Origin of the sequence: Arthrobacter sp. zg-Y20, assembly GCF_030142075.1 — a bacterium.
In the GTDB taxonomy this organism is placed as follows: Bacteria; Actinomycetota; Actinomycetes; order Actinomycetales; family Micrococcaceae; genus Arthrobacter_B.
The window spans coordinates 419174-436877 of the sequence record NZ_CP126241.1 but is presented as its reverse complement, the minus strand read 5'-3'; the positions used below and the strand labels follow the sequence as shown (position 1 = coordinate 436877).

The window sequence follows — 17704 nt, the reverse complement described above, 5'->3', positions numbered from 1 at the left end:
ACATAGAGAGTAGGAGGCCGCGGTGGCAGGTTCGGAGCGTCAGGTAACAGTCCGTATCCGGGCGGAGGTGGACCAGTTCCGGTCCAGCATGCGGCAGGCCACCCAGGCCACACAGGACCTGGCAACGCAGGGCCGGACCGCCGGCCAGCAGGTTGAGTCCGGGATGCGTCAGGCGCAGGGTGGGGCGGACGATGTAACGGGGGCACTGGATTCCGCCGCCGAGGCCAGCTCTTCGGCGGCGGAGGAGCTGACCGCCGCCGGTGAGGCTGCCGGGGCGTCCGCCGAAAACCTCGGCACCGCCACCCAGTCCGCCGAGGATCTGGCCGCCGCGCAGGCTGCCGCCGGGGAAGCCGCCACCGAGGCCGCGCAGAGCCAGGAGGCCGCCGGGGAAGCCGCTGCCGCCGCCACAGGGGAAGCCGCTGCCGCCGCAGACGAGGCGGGGCTGAGTCTCCGCCGCCTAGCGGAGGACGCCGAGGAAAACGACGAAGCCTGGAAAGAGTCCGGGGAAACCCTGATGGGGTTTGGCGCGGCCGCCGTTGCCGTCGCTGCGCTCTCGATTACCAAGTTTGCCGAGTTCGATAAGGCGATGTCCGGGGTAGAAGCCGCCACGCACGCCAGCGCGGACGAGATGGGCATCTTCCGCCAGGCCGCCATGGAGGCAGGCGCGGATACGGCCTATTCCGCCGAGGAAGCCGCCGGGGCCATCGAGGAGCTGTCCAAGGCCGGCGTCTCGGCGGACGACATCCTGGGCGGGGGCCTCACCGGCTCGCTGTCCCTGGCGGCTGCAGGTGCCATGGATGTGGGGCAGGCCGCTGAGCTGGCCGCCACGGCCATGACCCAGTTCGGCCTCTCCGGCCAGGACATCCCGCACATTGCTGACCTGCTGGCCGCGGGTGCAGGTAAGGCCCAGGGGTCCGTTGAGGACCTGGGCATGGCCCTGAACCAGTCCGGCCTGGTGGCTGCTGCCACCGGTGTGACCATTGAGTCCGCCACCGGCACGCTGGCCGCGTTCGCCTCGGCGGGGCTGGTCGGGTCCGACGCCGGAACGTCGCTCAAGTCGATGCTGCAGCACCTGCAGGCGCCGTCCTCCGTGGCGGCCGCCGAAATGGAAAAAATCGGCATCAACATGTACAACGCCAACGGCGAGTTCATCGGCATGACCGCGCTGGCCGAGCAGCTGCAGACCAACATGGCCGACCTTACCCAAGAGGAGCGGGACCACTCCAGCGCCGTGATCTTCGGCGCCGACGCCGTTCGGGCCGCCAACGTTCTGTACAAGCAGGGCGGCGAGGGCATCCAAGACTGGACCGACAAGGTAAACGACGCGGGCTATGCAGCTACCACCGCAGCCATCCTCCAGGACAACCTCTCCGGGGACCTGGAGAAACTGGGCGGCAGCATGGAGACCGTGTTCATCAAGGGCGGCGGCTCGGCGTCCGAGGCACTGCGCACACTGGTGCAGGCCGGCGAGTCCGCCGTGGATATGATCGGCAAAATCCCCACCCCGGCGCTGGAGTCCGGCATCGCCATGGCCGGCACCGCTGGTTCCGTGGCACTCGTGGGCGGCGCCTTTATGACGCTGCTTCCCAAGGTGATGGAGGGTGTGAAGAACTTCCGGAACCTGGGCTCTGAGGGCGGGCGTCTGCCCGGCACCTTGGGCAAGGTAGCCAAGGGCGCCACCATCGCGGCGGTGGCCATCGGGGCTCTGGCGGCGATAGGTAAAGCTACGTCCCACGATTTCTCCCCCAGCGTGGAGCAGATGGCTAACTCCGTGCTCAAGCTCTCCAAGAGCGGGGAGGGGGTGTCCTCGCTGGACGGCATGTTCTCCGAGTGGGGGACATTCTTCGGTAGCGAGACCATCCAAGGGGTGGACGGTGTCAGCGACGCCGTTAGCCGGCTGGTGGAGGAGAGCACCAACAAGATGGGCCGCTTCGAGAGCGGCGTGGTGGACCTTTTCCAAATGGTGGGCCACGAGGGTGGCGTGCTCACCCAGCTGAAGGACCGGTTCAACCAGGTGGGCGATAGCCTTGGGGACCTAGTCTCCAACGGCGCGGCCGACACCGCCGCCCTGTCATTCAACAAACTGGCCACCGAGTTCGAGAAGAATGGCCAGTCCGCGCAGGACGCCCTGGACATCATGCCCGGGTACCGGGACAGCCTGATCGCCCTCGGCCAGTCCGTTGGAGTGGACCTCCAGGACTGGGAAATCCTGGATATGGCAATGGGCAAGATACCGCCCCGCATGGAGGCCGCCGGCTTCTCCGCCGAGGGGTTAACTACGGTGGTGGGCTCCATGACCTCTGTAACCGGGGACGCAATCCCCATTACCGAGGATATGGCCAAGGCGCTGGAGGAAATGGGCCTCACCGCCAGCGGCGCCGTAGCGCAGCTGGACAAATACGTGGACCTGCTGGTGCGGGCCGGGCTGGCCAACCTGTCTAGCCGGGACGCGCAGCGCGGTGCCGTCGAGGCACAAGTTGCTTTCAACGAGGCGCTGGCTGCCAATGGCCCCAACCTGGACATCAACACCAAGGCAGGGCGCGATAATGCCGCGGCCATGGACGGGGTGGCCGGGGCGCGGATCGCGTTGCTGCAGGCGATGGCCAGTGAGACCGACGCCTACGGCAACAACATCCACACCCAGGAGGAGATGCAGGGCGTCCTTAGCGAGACGTACACGCAGCTCTATGACAACGCGCTGGCCATGACCGGCAACGCGGACGCTGCCAACGCTTTGGCCCGGGAAGCCATGGGCATCCCGAAGGAAGTGAACATCGACACCTGGATGTCGGACTACGCCAAGCAGATGGCGGAGGGCACCACCGGTGCCATCGCTTCGACCGGTGAACAGGCCACCGATCTGGAAATCCAGCTGGGCAACCTGCACAGCCAGATCCAGGGCCTGCCCAACAAAGAAATCATCATCACCGAGCCGATGTCCCCCGAGGTCAAGCTGGGCCTGGAGAACCTGGGCTACGTGGTGGAGACCCTGCCGGACGGCACCATCAAGGTGTCCGAGACAGGGACCGACGCCACCGGGCAGAAGATAACCGACGTCGCCAAGCAGGAACGCATTGCCCTGATTGACGCCCGGGCGCTAACCGACGCGGCCAACGCGGCGCTGAACAAGGTAGCGGAGAACCGCACTGCGGTCATCACCGCCACCATGAACATCCTCCGCGGGCGGGACGACACGGCCGGATGGGGCGGCACCCCCTACGCCCCGGGCAAGGGGCCGGGGGGCGCAGGCGGCGGCAAGGTGCAGGACCTGTTCATGGCGGGCCTGGCGGGTGGCGGCATCGTGCCAGGCGCTCCGCCCCGGGACCAGCGCGTAGACAACGTGCTGGCCTCAGTCAATGGGCGCCCGCTGGCGGTGCAGTCCGGGGAGTGGATCGTGAACGGGGCCAGCAGTCGCAAGCATGACCGGCTGCTGCTGGGCATAAACCGCGACGAGCCCTGGGTGTCCGAGCTCATGGGGTACGCCCGCGGCGGCGTGCCCTTCCGTTCGGAATACCCCGTAGGAGCCTCCCTCTCGGGAATGGCCACCGGGGCGGGGAACGTCTACTACCAGACCGTTCAGGTGGACTACTCCGGGCCGGAGGTTGGAGCCATCGTTGAAGCGGTGGTCCGCCGGCTGCAGAACATATGACCCACGGAAATAGGGAGCGGACACATGCAGGTAGCTGACGGCGTAGGGGTGTCGCTGGCGGGGCTGGATCTACAGTCCCGCCAGCGCCTGGGCTACGGGTACAAGGTCACGGATTTGACCGGCTGGTGGGAGCCCACGGCCTCCTCCGGAGCCCTTGAGCGGCGGGGCCAAGCGTCCGGCGGGGTGCTCTCCGAGGCGAACGCGGAGGGCCGCCGACTGGTGGCAAAGGGCACCCTGCTAGGCCGCACCGCGGACGAGGCAGCGGATCTGCTGGAGGATCTGGTGGACCACATCCCCCTGCAGTTCCCGCAGCCCTTTGTGGTTACTGAACGGGGGGTGCCCAAGTTCGTCCCCCTGCGCCAGGAGGACCGCCCGGTCATCAAGTGGGTGACCGACACGCTGGTAACTTTCGATCTCCAGTTCCACTCCCGGGAGTACCTCAAACGGGAAGGGGCCGGTCTGGGGTATTCCCGATCGGACACCGTGGGGTTGCCCTACACCAGCGGCGGCCGACGCCGCCCCTACCAGCTGCCCTCCGCCATACAGGCCACCGTGCTGTCCGGCGCGGTGGCCATCACCAGCCCGAACCGGCATCCGGTGGGCGCGGAGGTCACGTTCATCGGCCCGGGGTCCTCCCCAATAGTCCGCAAAGCGGCAACGGGGGAATCTCTCCGGTTCGACGGGCCGTTGCTGCCGGGGCAGCGTCTGGTTCTGGACCTCGACCACCATACCGCCCGGCTGGACGGCGTCCCCCGTGACGGGGCGGTGGAAGGCGAATGGTTCAACCTCACCGCCGGCGACGTGCTGCTCTTCGATGCCGCCGCATATGACCCTGACACCCGCATGACCGCCTCATGGTCACCTTCCTGGAAGTAGGACCCCATGTCTGTAACCCTCCCCCTATTCATCAACGGCGTGGACTACAGCGCCGAGGCCGAGCGGCGCGGGGTGTCCGGGCTGCTGGCCCGCAACGCCGACGGCAACCCCCGCACGGGCGTGCTGGGCCCGCCCCCCACCATCACCATCAGCGACAACACCGTTACGGTGGGGCAGTTCAGCGGGGCCATCGGAACCCCCAAGGGTGCGTACCTGCTGGGGCTAGACTCCGCCACACTGGTGGAAGGCACCATCGGTGCGGCGGACTCCACCAACCCCCGCCGGGACCGCATCGTGCTTGAGGTCCTGGACCCCGACAACGGATCCGGCGGCACCGACCGCAAGGGCCGCCTCCGCTTGGTACCAGGCACAGCATCCGCCGGCGCCGGGCTCCCCCCGCTGCAGGCTCGCCAGCTCCACGTTGGCAGCATCCTGACCCCCCGGGCCAACGGGGGCAACCCGTCCGCCCTGGAGGATCCGTTCTTCACTGCCGCCGCGGGGGCCCCTGTCCCGGTGCGGGACGCCGCCGATCTGGGCACCCTGCTGGCGTACCCCGGGGCCCTGGCCCTGCGCCTGGATCGGCAGGGTGCGCTGATGCGGGCCGCCAAGGAAGGCAACGGGGTGGGCTGGTACGAGCCCGGAGGGGTCCTGGGGTACCGGGCGCTCTCTGCAAATTCCCAACTGGCGGAGAAGTTCGAGTACGTGGAGCTGCCCGCGTTCAGTCTGGACTTCACCACATCCGTGTCCCGCGCGGTGGCCATCGAATTCTCGGGGGTTCTTTCCGCTATCGCGGGCAGCACCTATTTCTTTGACGTCCGGCTGGACGGGGTGCCGGTGCGTCGGTCCGAGGTGGTGGTTACCTCCACTCGGGTGGAAACCGGGTTCAGCTTCACCGGCCGGCGGCCGGCGCTGGCAGCGGGCAACCACCAGCTGAGGGTGTACGGTGCCCAGCACACTGGGGCCGGGGCCTTCCTGCTGCACGGGCCGACGGACAATTACGGGGCCACTTACGTGGCGGTCCGCGATGACGGTGTGGGGGCGGTATGAGTCTTAGATTCTTGGCCTTCGGACTAAAGTCCCGTGAGCTGCTGGGGGAGGTCCCCGTCACCCCCGAGGGGGACCTGAGTGTCCTGCTCCAGGCGTTCGGAACCGGCAAGCTGAGCCTGGCCTTGGGGGACCCCCAGTGCCCGCCAAACTGGCGGGAGACACTGATCCCTTGGCGGGTCCTGTATATCGCAGTGGACGAGCAGAAACGCATCGTTTGGCACGGGGTCCCTTATCACCGCTCCCGCCCCGGGGATGGCCGGGTATCGTTTCCCACCCGCACGCTGGAGGGCTACCTGCTGGAGCGGTACACCCGCACCCGGACGTACGCGGACCGCGACCAGACCGCCATTGCCCAGGACCTGGCCAGCATCGCGGGGGACGCGGCGGGGCTACCCCTGGAGTATGACTGCCCGCCCAGCGGGGTGCGACGCACCGTGGACTACGAGGACAGCGAGAACGTTCGCCTCTATGACACCCTGCAGGAGCTGGCCGCGCTGGAGAACGGGTTCAACTGGCAGATAGCGGTGGAGTGGGCGGACGGGACCCACCGGCGCCTCCGGTACGTGTTCCGCACCGGGTACCCGTATCTGGGCTACCGTACCGACCGGCCGGAGCGGGTGTTCTCCCTCGTTTCCGAGGGAGAGCGGACCGCGGGGAACATCCTGCTGCCCGCGTTGGAGGAGTCCTGGGATACCGGCTCTGCGGCCACCCATGTGGAAATCCTGGGCGCGGGGGATGGCGCCGGGAAGCCCCGCTCCGCGCCCGTGGTGGACACCCTCCGCGAGGCCACGGGGTGGGTCCGGCTGGAGCAGCGGGAGCAGCTCTCCTCCGGGATCCAGGACCAGCTCACCCTGGACGACCGGGCGCGGGAACTGGCCGCGGAGCTCTTTGGGGGTCAGTCGGTTCTGACCATTACGGTGGAGGACGCCCCGGGCTCCCGGCTGGCGGACGTCACGCCTGGCGATTCTGCACGGGTGACCGTCAAAACCGCAGACCTGCAAGAGGATGGGGTGTTCATCGTGGTGGGTAAATACTTCGGGGCCGGCGGCGGGCAGTGGCGCCCCGTCCTGGCCAAGTTGGGGGGAGGGGCAGCCGATGGGTTCTAACGGCGTGCCCCAGGCACTAACCCCGGAGAAGTTCAGCCGTGACCTGGCGGAGCTCCGCCGCCTGGTTGACCGGCTGCTCTCCCGCAGGCCGTATGTCTCCACGGACCGGATCGTGGAAGGCGCGCCCCTGAGCGAGGGGGTGAGCCGGCAGCTCACTGAGACGGTGCAGGAAAAGATAGTGGTGGGCCGGGACAACCTGCCGGACGCAGTCCTGGATGACCGGGTACTTACCGGGTCCACCGTCCAGTCCAGCCCGGAGCCCGATGTGGGCAGCAAGCTGACTGATGACGGGCTGACCTCCCACGGGCAGGCCGCGGTGAAGTTTGGTGATGGCACTTCGGTGCGGCACAAGGTCCGGGCGCAGGTGGGCAAACACCTGACCCGGTGGTCGATAGGCGCTGACGACGCGCAGCCGGGGTTCTGGTTCGAGAGTGAACGTCTGGACGGCCTCTCCCCGGCCGCCAAGTGGCCTGCGGGCTTCACTCTGGGCCGGGATGACCCGCTGGCCATGCAAGGAATAAGCGGTGCTAAGTCCGAGGTGGACGCCTACAGTACGGTGACGTTCGCCCCGGCGGGCGTGGGCATGGATGCTTTCGGAACCCAGCCTGGCGGCGCCCCCGGGGCGCGGCGTTACCAGTCCACCATCTACGTGTACGACAGCGGGTTCCGGCTGGCCTCCTACGACCTGGGCGGCGCAATGGTGTCCGGCGTCTCGCACACCGCAGACGGCTATCTGCGGTTGACCGCCGACAAGGGCATCCTCGTGAACGGTGCCCCCTTGGGGGCCGCGGCCAAGATCCCCTCCACCATGGCCACCTTGTCTGGGGGGTTCACCCATTTCGCTCAGTCCGGGTGGTCCGGTGTGCGGTACAGCCGCTCCGGGGATATCGCGCAGGTATCCGGGGCCTACGAGCGGGGCTCCTACGGGACCCAGGAAGTGGTGGGAACTCTCCCCAAAGAGCTTTGGCCACCCTCAAAGGTCAAGGGAACAAACGTCGAAATCAACACGGCCGGGCAGATCCTGACCGTAGTCGCAGGCTCAGGGCCCCAGTCCCTGGGCATCACCTATCTGCTGTAAAGGACTCACCGCATGGCCAATATCAATCTCACCATTACCAAGGGCGCAGGCTCCGTAACCCTAAACGGGACCATCGGGGAGTGTGTCGCGGACCAGCTGGTGGAAGTAGTCACCGGCATCCTGTTTGACGCCAAAGCCGACGGAACTCTGTTCGCAGAGACCTCTCCTCCCGCCACGAACTAAGCCCATGTCATCGAGCACCCTGCGGGGTGCTTTTCTTTTGCCCACCCCGCAGGGAGGACCAACGTGTGGATCCCGCACTTCTTACCGCGCTCGTGCCACTCCTTGCCGCAATCGGCGGCGGCCTCGCGTTCCTCATCAACAGGGCCGATAAGCGCCGCATCCGAAATGAGGACCTCTTGATCGCCCACCTTGAACAGCAAATCAAAGAGAAAGACCGCCAACTGCGCCGCAAGGAGCGGGAGCTGCGGGCACTGAAAGCCGATGCCACAGCCTGGCGCGAACAACTCATCGAGAACGACATACGACCCATCCCCGACAAATGGACCGAACTAGCGGAGGAACCCGATGCAAACTGACGAAGACGCCCTAGCCGCGGATTTGAAGCAGAAAGCATCGCGGGACCGCCGGCGGATTCGGAGGCTACTTGTGGGGCTGGTCGCCCTTCTGGCCATCGTCGCGGGCCTCTCCGTGGCCCTATACCTGGTGCTGTCCGCGGAGAAGGACGCTGCCGATCAAAATGCGGCGAGCCAGCAATCCCAGAAGCAGGAGATCGCGCAGGAAGCCCAAGCCGTCATCTGCACAGCGGACGACGTCCAGGTCTATGACCAGGACTTGTGTGCCCGACTTGAAGCTGTTGCTGAGGAACCCTCCAACCCCGCGACCGGGCCGAAGGGCGACAAGGGCGACCCGGGACGCGACGGGCGGGACGGCCAGGACGGCGCCCCAGGGGCAAAGGGCGACAAGGGCGACGCCGGAGAGGCTTCTACCATCCCCGGCGCAACCGGCATCAACGGCACAAACGGACTCGACGGTGCCCCCGGCCCGCCAGGCAAGGATGGGATCGACGGCAGGAACGGCACTGACGGTACGGACGGCGCCCCGGGTGCCGACGGCCGCGGCATCAGCTCCGTCACCTGCGAGGGCACCGGCGAGTCCTCCTACTGGGTCGTCACCTACACCGATGGCACCAGCCAGACCAGCACCGGTCCCTGCCGGCTTACCGCCCTTACCCTCCCGACAGGAGCGCCATGATCCTCACTCATCTCCCAGTACCACACGACATAAGCGCGGTGTTCGGCAGCAACGCCACCGCCGGTGTTAGCCCCAACCCGAACGGCAGCTCCGCGCAGCAGCTGGTGTACCTGTTCGGCAACTACCAGCCCGTCGGGCACCTGGCCGTGGACTTTGCATGCCCGGTAGGCACACCAATTGTGGCGGCGGCGCCCGGCACCGTTGTTTGGGCTGGCCCCGGCCAGAACATGCCCAAACACATCGCCGACAAGTACGGCTACCTTTCCGGCGCTGCCGGTGCCGACTCGGGCAACATCACCATCATCGACCACGGGGACGGCAGCGCCACCGCCTACAGCCACCAGTCCGAGGTGGAGGTTCTGACCGGCCAGTGGGTGAACGGGGGCCAGCAGATCGGCCTCTCCGGCAAGACCGGCCGGATTACCGGCCCGCACCTGCACTTCGAGTACATGACGCTGCCCATCAACTATGGCAGCCCCTACTACTCACGCTCCGACCCGATGAAACAGTTCGGGTCCGCAAGCATCATTCCAACTGGCTCCACAACTTCCGAGGAGGAAGACATGGCAACACCGGAAGAAATTTGGTCGTACCGGACCAAGGTTCGCGGCAGTGACGAACAGGCCATCGACGTGCTGGTGTACGCCAACCAGTTCGCCAGCGAGGCCAATGATCAGGCCACGGCAGCAAACCATGCAGCGCACAGGGCAGAAGCGAAAGCCGAAGCGGCAATCAACGCCGTCGCCGGCCTGCTGTCCATTCAGGTGCCCCACCCGTTCGAGGAGGGGAAGACGTACGCGCTGGTCGATTACATCCGGTACGGGAACGCGTTCGCCGGGCAGGCCGCCGACGCATCCAAGGCGGTCATGGCGAGCAGCGATCCGAAGGCGCTGGCCGAAGCCGTTGCGCAGGCAGCCGGTGCCGTCAACGCGCAGACCCTCATCGACCAGGTGAAGGTCACCCTCGAAGTCAAGGAGAACTGATGTTCATCAAAGACCCGAACACCCGCAAATGGATTTACGGCATCGTCGCGGCCGCCATCCCCGTGCTCGTCATCCTCGGCTTCGTCAGCGGCGAAGACACCCAGGTGTGGCTGAACCTCGCCGCCGCGGTCCTCGGCCTCGGCACCGCCGGGCTCGCCGTGCCCAACACGGCGCCGGCACCGACAAGTCCGCGCCAGGTGAACATCTACGCCAGTCCGGATGCTGATCCGGAGGCGCCGACCCTTGCAGTTGCCCGTCAGCTCGACGACGGCGAGCCCAGGCACCGTTTGTGACTTGCCCAGGCGATATAGAACCGCGGCTAGTCGGCTATCCGCCGGATAGTTTCGACATGTGCTCTGGGCAAAAGGCAGCCACAGCGGCACCATGCATGGCCGCGAACTCGGAGGCGGTGTAGGTCACGCCGGCGGCCGTCAGCAGGAAGTTGTTTACCTCTGAGCTTGTCGCGCCGTTGTCGTAGAAGGTGCACACGCCTTCGCCTATGGTAATAAGTCCCTCATCGGGCGCGGTCAGAAGACTCGCGTGGGCCTTACGTAGCTCAGCAAGATAAACAGTCTGGTGGCTGACGCTGGCCCGTGCTGACGATGCACCCGAACCAGGCGTGGACGCGAGAGTCGTTGGCGGCGCCTTGGGCTCGGCGGCTGTCGATGCTGGGGGACTGCTTGTCTGTTTCGAGGTCGGAGAAGCTTGTTCTCCACCGCATGCGGTCAACGCGGCAATCGTAATTCCTATGGATGCAGCTGCAATTAGCCGGCGATACCGGCTTCCCCCCATGATCATGCAGCGGAGTCTAGCATCACGACAGGTAGGCCCCCACTCTCCGGAGTGGGGGCCTACTGCCGTTTAAGTCAGTGCTGGGTGAGAGAGTCCCGGGGTGAATAAAGTTGATGTCATGTCCACGCCGTACAGCTTGGCACCTGCGCGTTCCTGCCCGCCTGGGCGCGTCGTGCACGCCCCGTACCGTAGCGAGCCGTACATTCGGGCCAGCTTCCCAGACGGGCATCGAGACGGCAAAGCCTTAGCCTGGACACGGGACTATGTGTTGTTCCATGCCGAGCCAAACGGGGTTGTTACCGACGAGTGGGTGCCGGCGGCGGCCGTGGTCCGCATCCGTTGGGAGGAATCGCGGTGGGTCGATCCATACGACCTGATCGGCTAGAAACAGATACCCACGACTACCCATCCAGCTCGTAGTTTAGTCGTAGTTTATTCCGTAAACCGGGGTTGAAAATATAAAACTATGCGAACCTGCATAGCGAGCCAGCCACCAAATCCGCATGAGAACAGGCCACAATGCGGCTTAGCGTATGAAATCTCGAACTGTCAAGGATGGACGACTACGGACCAGAAGGTTGGGGGTTCGAATCCCTTCGCGCGCACCACTCAGACCCGGTCTGATCAAGGAAACTTGATCAGACCGGGTCTTTTGTTTTCCCGGTGCGAATCACGGTGCCTCCCCATACCGCCGCCGGGTTGCCCCTCCCGGCACGTGATGCAAGGCTCAATCCATGACTGAGACCATGCATACAGACGTAGTTGTCATCGGCGCCGGCGCCGTGGGCGAAAACGCGGCCGGCCGCGTTGTTCAAGGCGGGCTGTCCGCCGTCCTCGTTGAGGCGGATCTGGTGGGCGGGGAGTGTTCCTATTGGGCCTGCATGCCATCCAAGGCGCTGCTGCGCCCGGGCACCGCATTGAACGAGGCCCGTTCCCTGGCCGGTTCACGGGAAGCCGTCACCGGCACCCTTAATGCCGCTGCCGTACTGGCCCGCCGGGATTCCTTCACCTCGCACTGGAACGACGAGGGCCAGGTCGAGTGGGTGCACAGTGCCGGAATCGAGCTGGTGCGGGGCCGCGCCCGCCTAACCGGGCCGCGCGAAGTGGAAGTGGCCGCCACTGACGGCCGGACCCTGCAGATCACCGCCCGGCACGCCGTCGTCCTGGCCACCGGATCCACGCCCACCGCTCCCCCGCTCGACGGCTTGGACGCGGTCGACTATTGGGGCACCCGGGAAGCCACCTCCGCACAGGAAATTCCCGGCCGGCTGGTGGTTATCGGCGGCGGGGTCGCCGGCGTCGAACTGTCGCAGGCCTACGCCCGGCTGGGCTCCACCGTTACGCTGCTCGCCCGCGGGCCGCTGCTGAAGTCCTTTCCCGAACCCGCCCGCGCCCTGGTGGAAGAGGGCCTGCGCTCGGCCGGCGTGGATGTCCGCACCTCCACCTCCCCTGCCTCGGTCCGGAAGTCCGACGACGGCGGCGTGGAGGTGACGCTGGAGGACGGCGGCACGGTGAGCGGAGACAGGCTGCTCGTTTCCACCGGACGCCACCCCAACCTGGCGGGGCTGGGACTGGAAGAACTGGGCCTGGATCCGCGGAAACTGGACACCGACGATACCGGCCGGGCCACCGGCGTCGACGGCGGCTGGCTGTACGCCGTCGGCGACGCGGCCGGGAAGGTGCTGCTGACCCATCAGGGCAAGTACGAGGCCCGCGCCACCGGTGATGCCATTGTGGCCCGGGCGGGAACGGATGCCGTGAACCCGGCACCGTGGAGCCGCTTTACGGCCACGGCGGATAAGTACGCCGTCCCGCAGGTGGTGTTCACCGATCCGGAGGTGGCCATGGCGGGCCGGACCCTGGAGCAGGCCCGGTCCGACGGTATCAACGCCTCGGAGACATCGCTGGAGATCGCCGTCGCCGGTTCATCCCTCTTTGCCGACGATTACAAGGGCTGGGCGCAGATGGTGGTGGACGAGGACCGCAAGGTGCTGGTGGGAGTGACCTTCGCGGGTCCGGGCGTTTCGGAACTGCTGCACTCGGCCACCATCGCCATTGTCGGGGAAGTGCCGCTGGACAGGCTGTGGCATGCCGTCCCCGCCTACCCGACCATCAGCGAGGTGTGGCTCCGGCTGCTGGAAAAGTACGGCCTCTGACCCGGATGGCTTCGGCCCCGCCGGTGTGGCAAACCTCTCGCCGCCGTCATTTGCACTGACTAGTCAGTTTCACCTAGGTTGGCAGATGCGCCTCTCTGCGTGCCAGGCGCGCGACATCTCGCTACATCCCAGGACAAAGAGGCGAAGACACCATGCTCAGTGCGGAAGACTTATTCATTAAGGGGCGCCATAGTGCGCTCCTGCCGCCCACGTCCCTCCGCCTGGAAGCCGGCGGTTTGCTGCTGATCCAGGGGGATGACCAGTCCACCCGCACCGCACTGGCCCTGGCGCTCTCCGGCAGGATGCGTCCCACCTCCGGCACCGTGGCCTGGGGCCGCAGCGACCGGCTGGAGAACCTGCGCCGGCACGCGGCCCTGGTGGATTCGCCGGAGGTAAACGAACCGGAGCGGCATTTCCGCGTGCGCGACCTGGTGGCTGAGGACCTGGCCCTGATTCCGCGCCGCAGCCGGCCGCACGCCGACGCCGGGGCCTGGCTTGCCGCCGAAGGCCTCGCGGAGCTGGGCCCGCTGTGGATCGAGGAACTGGAACCGGCGGCCCGGCTGGACCTGCTGGTCCGGCTGGCGCTGGCGGACTTCGCCGTCGAACTGCTGGTTTTTAATTCCCCTGACCGCCACCTGGCGGATCCGGACGTTTGGCTGCCCATCCTCACGGACAGTGTGGCGTCCACTGAACGGCTGGTTACCGCCGTCGCTGTCGTGGCGCAGATTCCTGCAGACTGGACCGGACCGGCAGCCTCCGCCGGCGCATCGGCCGGCGCCACCGCCCAGGAGGTGTCCGCGTGACCGTCTTCCGCCTCGCCCTGAGCGAGCTTAAACGCATGACCGGCGGCATCCTGCCGAAGCTGGCCATCCTCGCCCTGTCCCTGGTGCCCCTGCTGTACGGCGCCATTTACCTCTATGCGAACTGGGACCCGTACGGGAACCTGGACGGCATCAAGGCCGCCCTGGTGGTGGACGACGACGGTGCCGACACCACTGACGGGCGTCTGGAGGTCGGTGCCACCGTGCAGGAGAACCTGCTGGAGGACGGCACCTTCGACTGGGAGATCGTGGACAGTGCCGACGCCGCCGAGACCGGGGTCCGGGACGGCACCTACGAATTTGCGCTGACCATCCCGGAGGATTTTTCCGCGAACCTTGCCTCTGCGTCGGATCTCGGGAATGCCCGCCAGGCCAGCCTGCATGTGACCACCAATGACGCGAACAACTACCTGCTCAGCAGCATCGTGGACAAACTCACGGGCTCCGTGCACGACAGCGTGGCGGCCGAAGTGGGTGAGGAAACGGCCAACCAGCTGCTCACCGGGTTCAGCACCGTGCACACGCAGCTGGAGAAGGCCGCCGACGGCGCGGGGCAGCTGGCCGACGGCGCGGGCTCAGCGGATTCCGGCGCGGCGGAGCTGAAGTCCGGCCTGGACACTCTCTCCACCGGGGCGCATTCGCTGGTGTCCGGCCAGGAGCAGCTGGCAACCGGCGCCAACAGCCTGGCCACGGGCGCCACCCAGCTTTCCGGCGGAGCGAATGAGCTGTCCACGGGTGCGGGGCAGCTGTCCAGCGGACTGGGCCAGCTCTCCTCCTCCACGGCTGCGCTGCCGCAGCAGACCCGGCAGCTGGCTGACGGGGCGAGGCAGGTTGCAGATGCAACGGCCGGCTTGAACAGCAAAATCACCGCAGCCACGCAGGCCGCCCAGCAGAACGTCACGGACAGCGTGACCCGGCTGGTGGCCAGCGGCGTGCTCACTCCCGCGCAGGCCGCCGCACTCCAGCAGGAGCTGGCCGGGGCGCAGACCGGAACCGCCGGCCAAAACCAGCTGGCACAGCTGCAGACGCTGGCCACGGGCGCTGAGAGCGTCGCTGCCGGCGCAGAGCAACTGGCCGCCAACGCGCAGCCGCTGACTGACGGCATCAGCGCCGCCAACACCGGCGCCGCCAAGCTTTCCACCGGAGCGTCGGATCTGGCCGCCGGTGCGGACAAGCTCGCTGCGGGTGCAGGTGATCTGGCAGCCGGCGAACAGCAGGCCCTGGACGGTTCCCGGCAGCTGGCCGACGGCGCGGACTCCGCTGCCGCAGGCGCCGGCACCCTGAAGGACGGGCTCACCCAGCTGAAGGACGGCTCCGCGGAGCTGGCCCAGCAGCTCGATGAGGGCGCCGGAAATGTGCCCAACCCCAGCGACGAGGAGCGCGCCAACGCTTCCTCGGTGATTGCCGATCCGCTGACGGTCAGCACCGTGGACCAGGCCGAAGCGGGCACCTACGGCGCCGGCCTCGCCCCGTACTTCCTGACCCTGGCCATGTGGGTGGGCATCTTTATGCTCGCCCAGGCCATGCGGCCCATCAGCCGCCGCGCCCTGGCATCCAACGCTCCGGCGTGGAAGATAGCCCTGGGCGGCTGGCTGCCGTTCCTGGTGGTCTCCCTGGTCCAGGCCACCCTGCTGTACGCGGTGGTGCGGTTCGGCCTCGGACTGGACCCGGCGCACCCGGTCCTGGCGTGGGTACTGCTGCTGATGGCCGCCATGGCATTCTCGGCCCTGATCCAGGGCATCGTGGCGCTGCTGGGTTCAGTGGGCAAGTTCGTAGTGCTGATCCTGCTGGTGCTGCAGCTGGTGTCCTCCGGCGGCACCTTCCCGTGGCAGACCATTCCCGCCCCGCTGCACGTGGCCCACGACCTGCTGCCGATGGGTTACATGGTGAACGGCCTGCGTCAGCTGCTGTACGGCGGGGAACTGGCCCAGGTCACCTCGGTGGCGGCGGGGCTGCTGGCCTACACCGCCGTCGGGCTCCTGCTGTCCCTGCTGGCGGCACGCAAGCACCGGCTGTGGACGCTGAAGACGCTGCAGCCGGAAATCGACATCTAGCCTCGCCGGCACCTAGGTGCCGCGTGCTGCCTCAGGCGCGCGGCACCACAAAGTCGGTGATCCGCGAGTCTCGGCCGTCCAGCTCCGCCCAGGGCAGCGCGGTTTCCATCACGGTGAGGCCCGACGTCGGATAGCGGGTGGCCATCTCCATTACGGCCTCTTCATCCGAGTCGGCCGAGGCAAGGCGCATGGCCAGGTCCTGGACGCCGGGCAGGTGGGCGATTACCAGCAGGCTGGTCACCGTTTCCGGCACGTGGTTGATCAGGCTGAGGATCCGCTCGGGGCTGGCGTCATAGAGCCGGTCCTCGAGTTTTGCGGTGGGTGCCTTGTCCCCGAGTTCCTTGCACACCCAGGTGCAGGTCTGCCGTGCCCGCAGTGCGGAGGAGCAGAGAATGAAGTCCGGGATGCTGCCGTGCTCGCGCATCCACACGCCGGCCAGCGGTGCGTCCCGGTGCCCCCGGCCGGAGAGCGGACGCTCGTGGTCTGCGACGTCGCGGGGCCAGTCGGCCTTGGCGTGGCGCAGGAGCTGGAGTTTCTTGAGGTGGTGGCCGGTCATTGGTTCAGCTTAGCCGCGGACGGAATGAACGCGGTCCGTCCGCGGCTGCGGTTGTCACTTCGGGGCTGCGGGCCCGCCGCTGGCTAGATGCTGTATTCCGGTGCGGCCCAGACAACAACCTCGGGGTGCTCGTAGAAGCGGTACCCCTGTCCGCGCACGGTGCGCACGGTGTTGGCCAGGCGACCCAGTTTGGAGCGCAGGCGGCGGATATGGACATCGATGGTGCGCTCGTTGGGCACCTCTTCGGCGTTGCGCCACAGGCCGGCCAGCAGCTCTTCGCGGCCGACGGTCCGGCTGGCGTTTTCCACCAGGTAGTTCAGCAGCTCGAATTCCTTGAACGTCAGGTTCAGGGTGTCGCCGTCCAGGTGCACCTCACGGCGGGACAGGTCGATCAGGACGCCGGAGGGCCGGGTCGCTGCCGGAACCGGCGGCGCCGGGGTGGGCTGCTGGACGGGCTGGCGGCGGGCGACCGTGGGGTCTCCCAGTGCCTGGCGGACAACCTCGATGTCCGTGCCGGTGGCACCGGCCGGTGCGAGGGCGACGGCGGCGTGGCTCTGTGCGCCGGGCACCAGGGTCTGGACGTGTGACCGGATTTCGGCGGCCAGCTTGCTCAGCGAGGTGCCGTTGGCTGCGGCGGTTTCCTCATCGAGGCCAACATAGATAACGAATCCGCGGGCCGTGGTGTCATTGCTGACCGCCTGGGGTCCGGGAATGCCGTTGGGAGTGACCACCGGGGTGGGGGCGGTGACGGGGTTGGCGTCCTGGCCGGTGACGGCGCGCAGCGGACGCGCTGCGGCACTGCTGGACGGCTGGACACCGTAGGACTGGTTCCCGAACGGCTGTGCGCCGTAGGAGCGGGGGAAACCGCCGGAGGCGGGGCGCTGGGAACCTGATCCGGCGCGGTTCTGCGCGGCGCGCAGGGAGATGTGGACGTAACCGGATGCTACTGACATGTGGGACCTACTCATCGTGAATCGCCGTCATCACGGCTCGAAAGCGGGGGGTGTGCCCGGTCGAGATGGCGGCTATTATGCCCAATGCTTGGGCCTGAGTCTTACCTGAGGATGGGGGTGGTTCCAGAGGTATGCATTCGACAACAGCACGTCTCCTGCGTGGCGCGGGCGCCACCGGGGAAGACTGCGACTGGTGCTGCCGTGTTGGTGTTCACGCTTCGGATTATTGCATGTAACAAAGGGTAGCGCGCAAGTAACAATGCCACTCTTGTCTCACATAGTGGACAGATTGCGTAGTTTTGTGACGCACTTCACATAAAGACACAATGAATAGCTATGCATAATTATGCATAAGACCTAAGCGGATTCCGCACGTAGACGATAAGACCGATGACTAGTTTCAACATGGAGGAGCAAA

General features: G+C 66.9%; 16 protein-coding genes. 13 read left to right on the top strand and 3 right to left on the bottom strand.

Features of this window, described 5'->3' with window-relative positions; all coding sequences use genetic code 11:
- Positions 1–22 precede the first annotated feature (22 nt).
- The 10 genes from QNO06_RS02160 to QNO06_RS02115 all read left to right on the top strand — a co-directional run bounded on the left by QNO06_RS02160 (position 23) and on the right by QNO06_RS02115 (position 10247).
- Positions 23–3649: a phage tail tape measure protein gene (locus QNO06_RS02160; RefSeq protein WP_227913145.1), complete on the top strand. Its 3627-nt coding sequence runs from the start codon at positions 23–25 to the stop codon at positions 3647–3649.
- Positions 3650–3673: 24 nt separating this feature from the next.
- A complete protein-coding gene (locus tag QNO06_RS02155) occupies positions 3674–4525 on the top strand; it encodes a phage distal tail protein (RefSeq protein WP_227913144.1) in 852 nt (283 codons plus the stop codon).
- Between the two features lie 6 nt (positions 4526–4531).
- A complete protein-coding gene (locus QNO06_RS02150; protein WP_227913143.1) occupies positions 4532–5572 on the top strand; it encodes a hypothetical protein in 1041 nt (346 codons plus the stop codon).
- Entirely contained in the window at positions 5569–6678 is a 1110-nt protein-coding gene (locus QNO06_RS02145) for a hypothetical protein (protein WP_227913142.1), read from the top strand. The genes QNO06_RS02150 and QNO06_RS02145 overlap by 4 nt, the downstream gene beginning before the upstream one ends.
- A complete protein-coding gene (locus QNO06_RS02140; protein WP_227913141.1) occupies positions 6668–7756 on the top strand; it encodes a hypothetical protein in 1089 nt (362 codons plus the stop codon). Before QNO06_RS02145 ends, QNO06_RS02140 begins: the two co-directional genes overlap by 11 nt.
- Positions 7757–7768: 12 nt before the next feature.
- Positions 7769–7939, top strand: coding sequence for a hypothetical protein (locus QNO06_RS02135; protein WP_227913140.1), 171 nt, complete (start codon positions 7769–7771; stop codon positions 7937–7939).
- Positions 7940–8004: 65 nt separating this feature from the next.
- Positions 8005–8295 carry a hypothetical protein gene (locus QNO06_RS02130; protein ID WP_227913139.1) on the top strand — a complete coding sequence of 97 codons (291 nt, stop codon included), beginning with the start codon at positions 8005–8007 and terminating at the stop codon, positions 8293–8295.
- The gene (locus QNO06_RS02125; RefSeq protein WP_227913138.1) at positions 8285–8971 is read left to right on the top strand and encodes a collagen-like protein; all 687 of its coding nucleotides are present in this window, start codon (positions 8285–8287) and stop codon (positions 8969–8971) included. Before QNO06_RS02130 ends, QNO06_RS02125 begins: the two co-directional genes overlap by 11 nt.
- Entirely contained in the window at positions 8968–9954 is a 987-nt protein-coding gene (locus tag QNO06_RS02120) for a M23 family metallopeptidase (RefSeq protein WP_227913137.1), read from the top strand. Before QNO06_RS02125 ends, QNO06_RS02120 begins: the two co-directional genes overlap by 4 nt.
- Positions 9954–10247, top strand: a complete 294-nt coding sequence (locus QNO06_RS02115) for a phage holin (RefSeq protein ID WP_227913136.1) — start codon at positions 9954–9956, stop codon at positions 10245–10247. Before QNO06_RS02120 ends, QNO06_RS02115 begins: the two co-directional genes overlap by 1 nt.
- 34 nt (positions 10248–10281) lie before the next feature.
- Here the strand turns inward: QNO06_RS02115 and QNO06_RS02110 are convergent, their stop codons facing one another.
- Positions 10282–10746, bottom strand: a complete 465-nt coding sequence (locus QNO06_RS02110; protein WP_227913345.1) for a DUF732 domain-containing protein — start codon at positions 10744–10746, stop codon at positions 10282–10284.
- A 734-nt stretch (positions 10747–11480) separates the two neighbouring features.
- Between QNO06_RS02110 and QNO06_RS02105 the strand changes: the two genes are divergently transcribed.
- The 3 genes from QNO06_RS02105 to QNO06_RS02095 all read left to right on the top strand — a co-directional run bounded on the left by QNO06_RS02105 (position 11481) and on the right by QNO06_RS02095 (position 15777).
- Positions 11481–12902 carry a dihydrolipoyl dehydrogenase family protein gene (locus tag QNO06_RS02105; protein ID WP_227913135.1) on the top strand — a complete coding sequence of 474 codons (1422 nt, stop codon included), beginning with the start codon at positions 11481–11483 and terminating at the stop codon, positions 12900–12902.
- A 152-nt stretch (positions 12903–13054) separates the two neighbouring features.
- Positions 13055–13705 carry a heme ABC exporter ATP-binding protein CcmA gene (locus tag QNO06_RS02100; protein WP_227913134.1) on the top strand — a complete coding sequence of 217 codons (651 nt, stop codon included), beginning with the start codon at positions 13055–13057 and terminating at the stop codon, positions 13703–13705.
- The gene (locus QNO06_RS02095) at positions 13702–15777 is read left to right on the top strand and encodes a YhgE/Pip family protein (protein ID WP_227913133.1); all 2076 of its coding nucleotides are present in this window, start codon (positions 13702–13704) and stop codon (positions 15775–15777) included. The genes QNO06_RS02100 and QNO06_RS02095 overlap by 4 nt, the downstream gene beginning before the upstream one ends.
- Positions 15778–15808: 31 nt before the next feature.
- Here the strand turns inward: QNO06_RS02095 and QNO06_RS02090 are convergent, their stop codons facing one another.
- Entirely contained in the window at positions 15809–16333 is a 525-nt protein-coding gene (locus QNO06_RS02090; RefSeq protein WP_227913132.1) for a SixA phosphatase family protein, read from the bottom strand.
- A gap of 83 nt (positions 16334–16416) precedes the next feature.
- Positions 16417–17286, bottom strand: a complete 870-nt coding sequence (locus QNO06_RS02085; protein ID WP_227913131.1) for a winged helix-turn-helix domain-containing protein — start codon at positions 17284–17286, stop codon at positions 16417–16419.
- Between the last annotated feature and the right edge of the window lie 418 nt (positions 17287–17704).

Coding starts and splice junctions, on each gene's coding strand:
- QNO06_RS02155 (WP_227913144.1), top strand. CDS start 3,674: ATGCAGGTAGCTGACGGCGTAGGGGTGTCGCTGGCGGGGCTGGATCTA.
- QNO06_RS02150 (WP_227913143.1), top strand. CDS start 4,532: ATGTCTGTAACCCTCCCCCTATTCATCAACGGCGTGGACTACAGCGCC.
- QNO06_RS02145 (WP_227913142.1), top strand. CDS start 5,569: ATGAGTCTTAGATTCTTGGCCTTCGGACTAAAGTCCCGTGAGCTGCTG.
- QNO06_RS02140 (WP_227913141.1), top strand. CDS start 6,668: ATGGGTTCTAACGGCGTGCCCCAGGCACTAACCCCGGAGAAGTTCAGC.
- QNO06_RS02135 (WP_227913140.1), top strand. CDS start 7,769: ATGGCCAATATCAATCTCACCATTACCAAGGGCGCAGGCTCCGTAACC.
- QNO06_RS02125 (WP_227913138.1), top strand. CDS start 8,285: ATGCAAACTGACGAAGACGCCCTAGCCGCGGATTTGAAGCAGAAAGCA.
- QNO06_RS02120 (WP_227913137.1), top strand. CDS start 8,968: ATGATCCTCACTCATCTCCCAGTACCACACGACATAAGCGCGGTGTTC.
- QNO06_RS02115 (WP_227913136.1), top strand. CDS start 9,954: ATGTTCATCAAAGACCCGAACACCCGCAAATGGATTTACGGCATCGTC.
- QNO06_RS02110 (WP_227913345.1), bottom strand. CDS start 10,746: ATGGGGGGAAGCCGGTATCGCCGGCTAATTGCAGCTGCATCCATAGGA.
- QNO06_RS02105 (WP_227913135.1), top strand. CDS start 11,481: ATGACTGAGACCATGCATACAGACGTAGTTGTCATCGGCGCCGGCGCC.
- QNO06_RS02100 (WP_227913134.1), top strand. CDS start 13,055: ATGCTCAGTGCGGAAGACTTATTCATTAAGGGGCGCCATAGTGCGCTC.
- QNO06_RS02090 (WP_227913132.1), bottom strand. CDS start 16,333: ATGACCGGCCACCACCTCAAGAAACTCCAGCTCCTGCGCCACGCCAAG.
- QNO06_RS02085 (WP_227913131.1), bottom strand. CDS start 17,286: ATGTCAGTAGCATCCGGTTACGTCCACATCTCCCTGCGCGCCGCGCAG.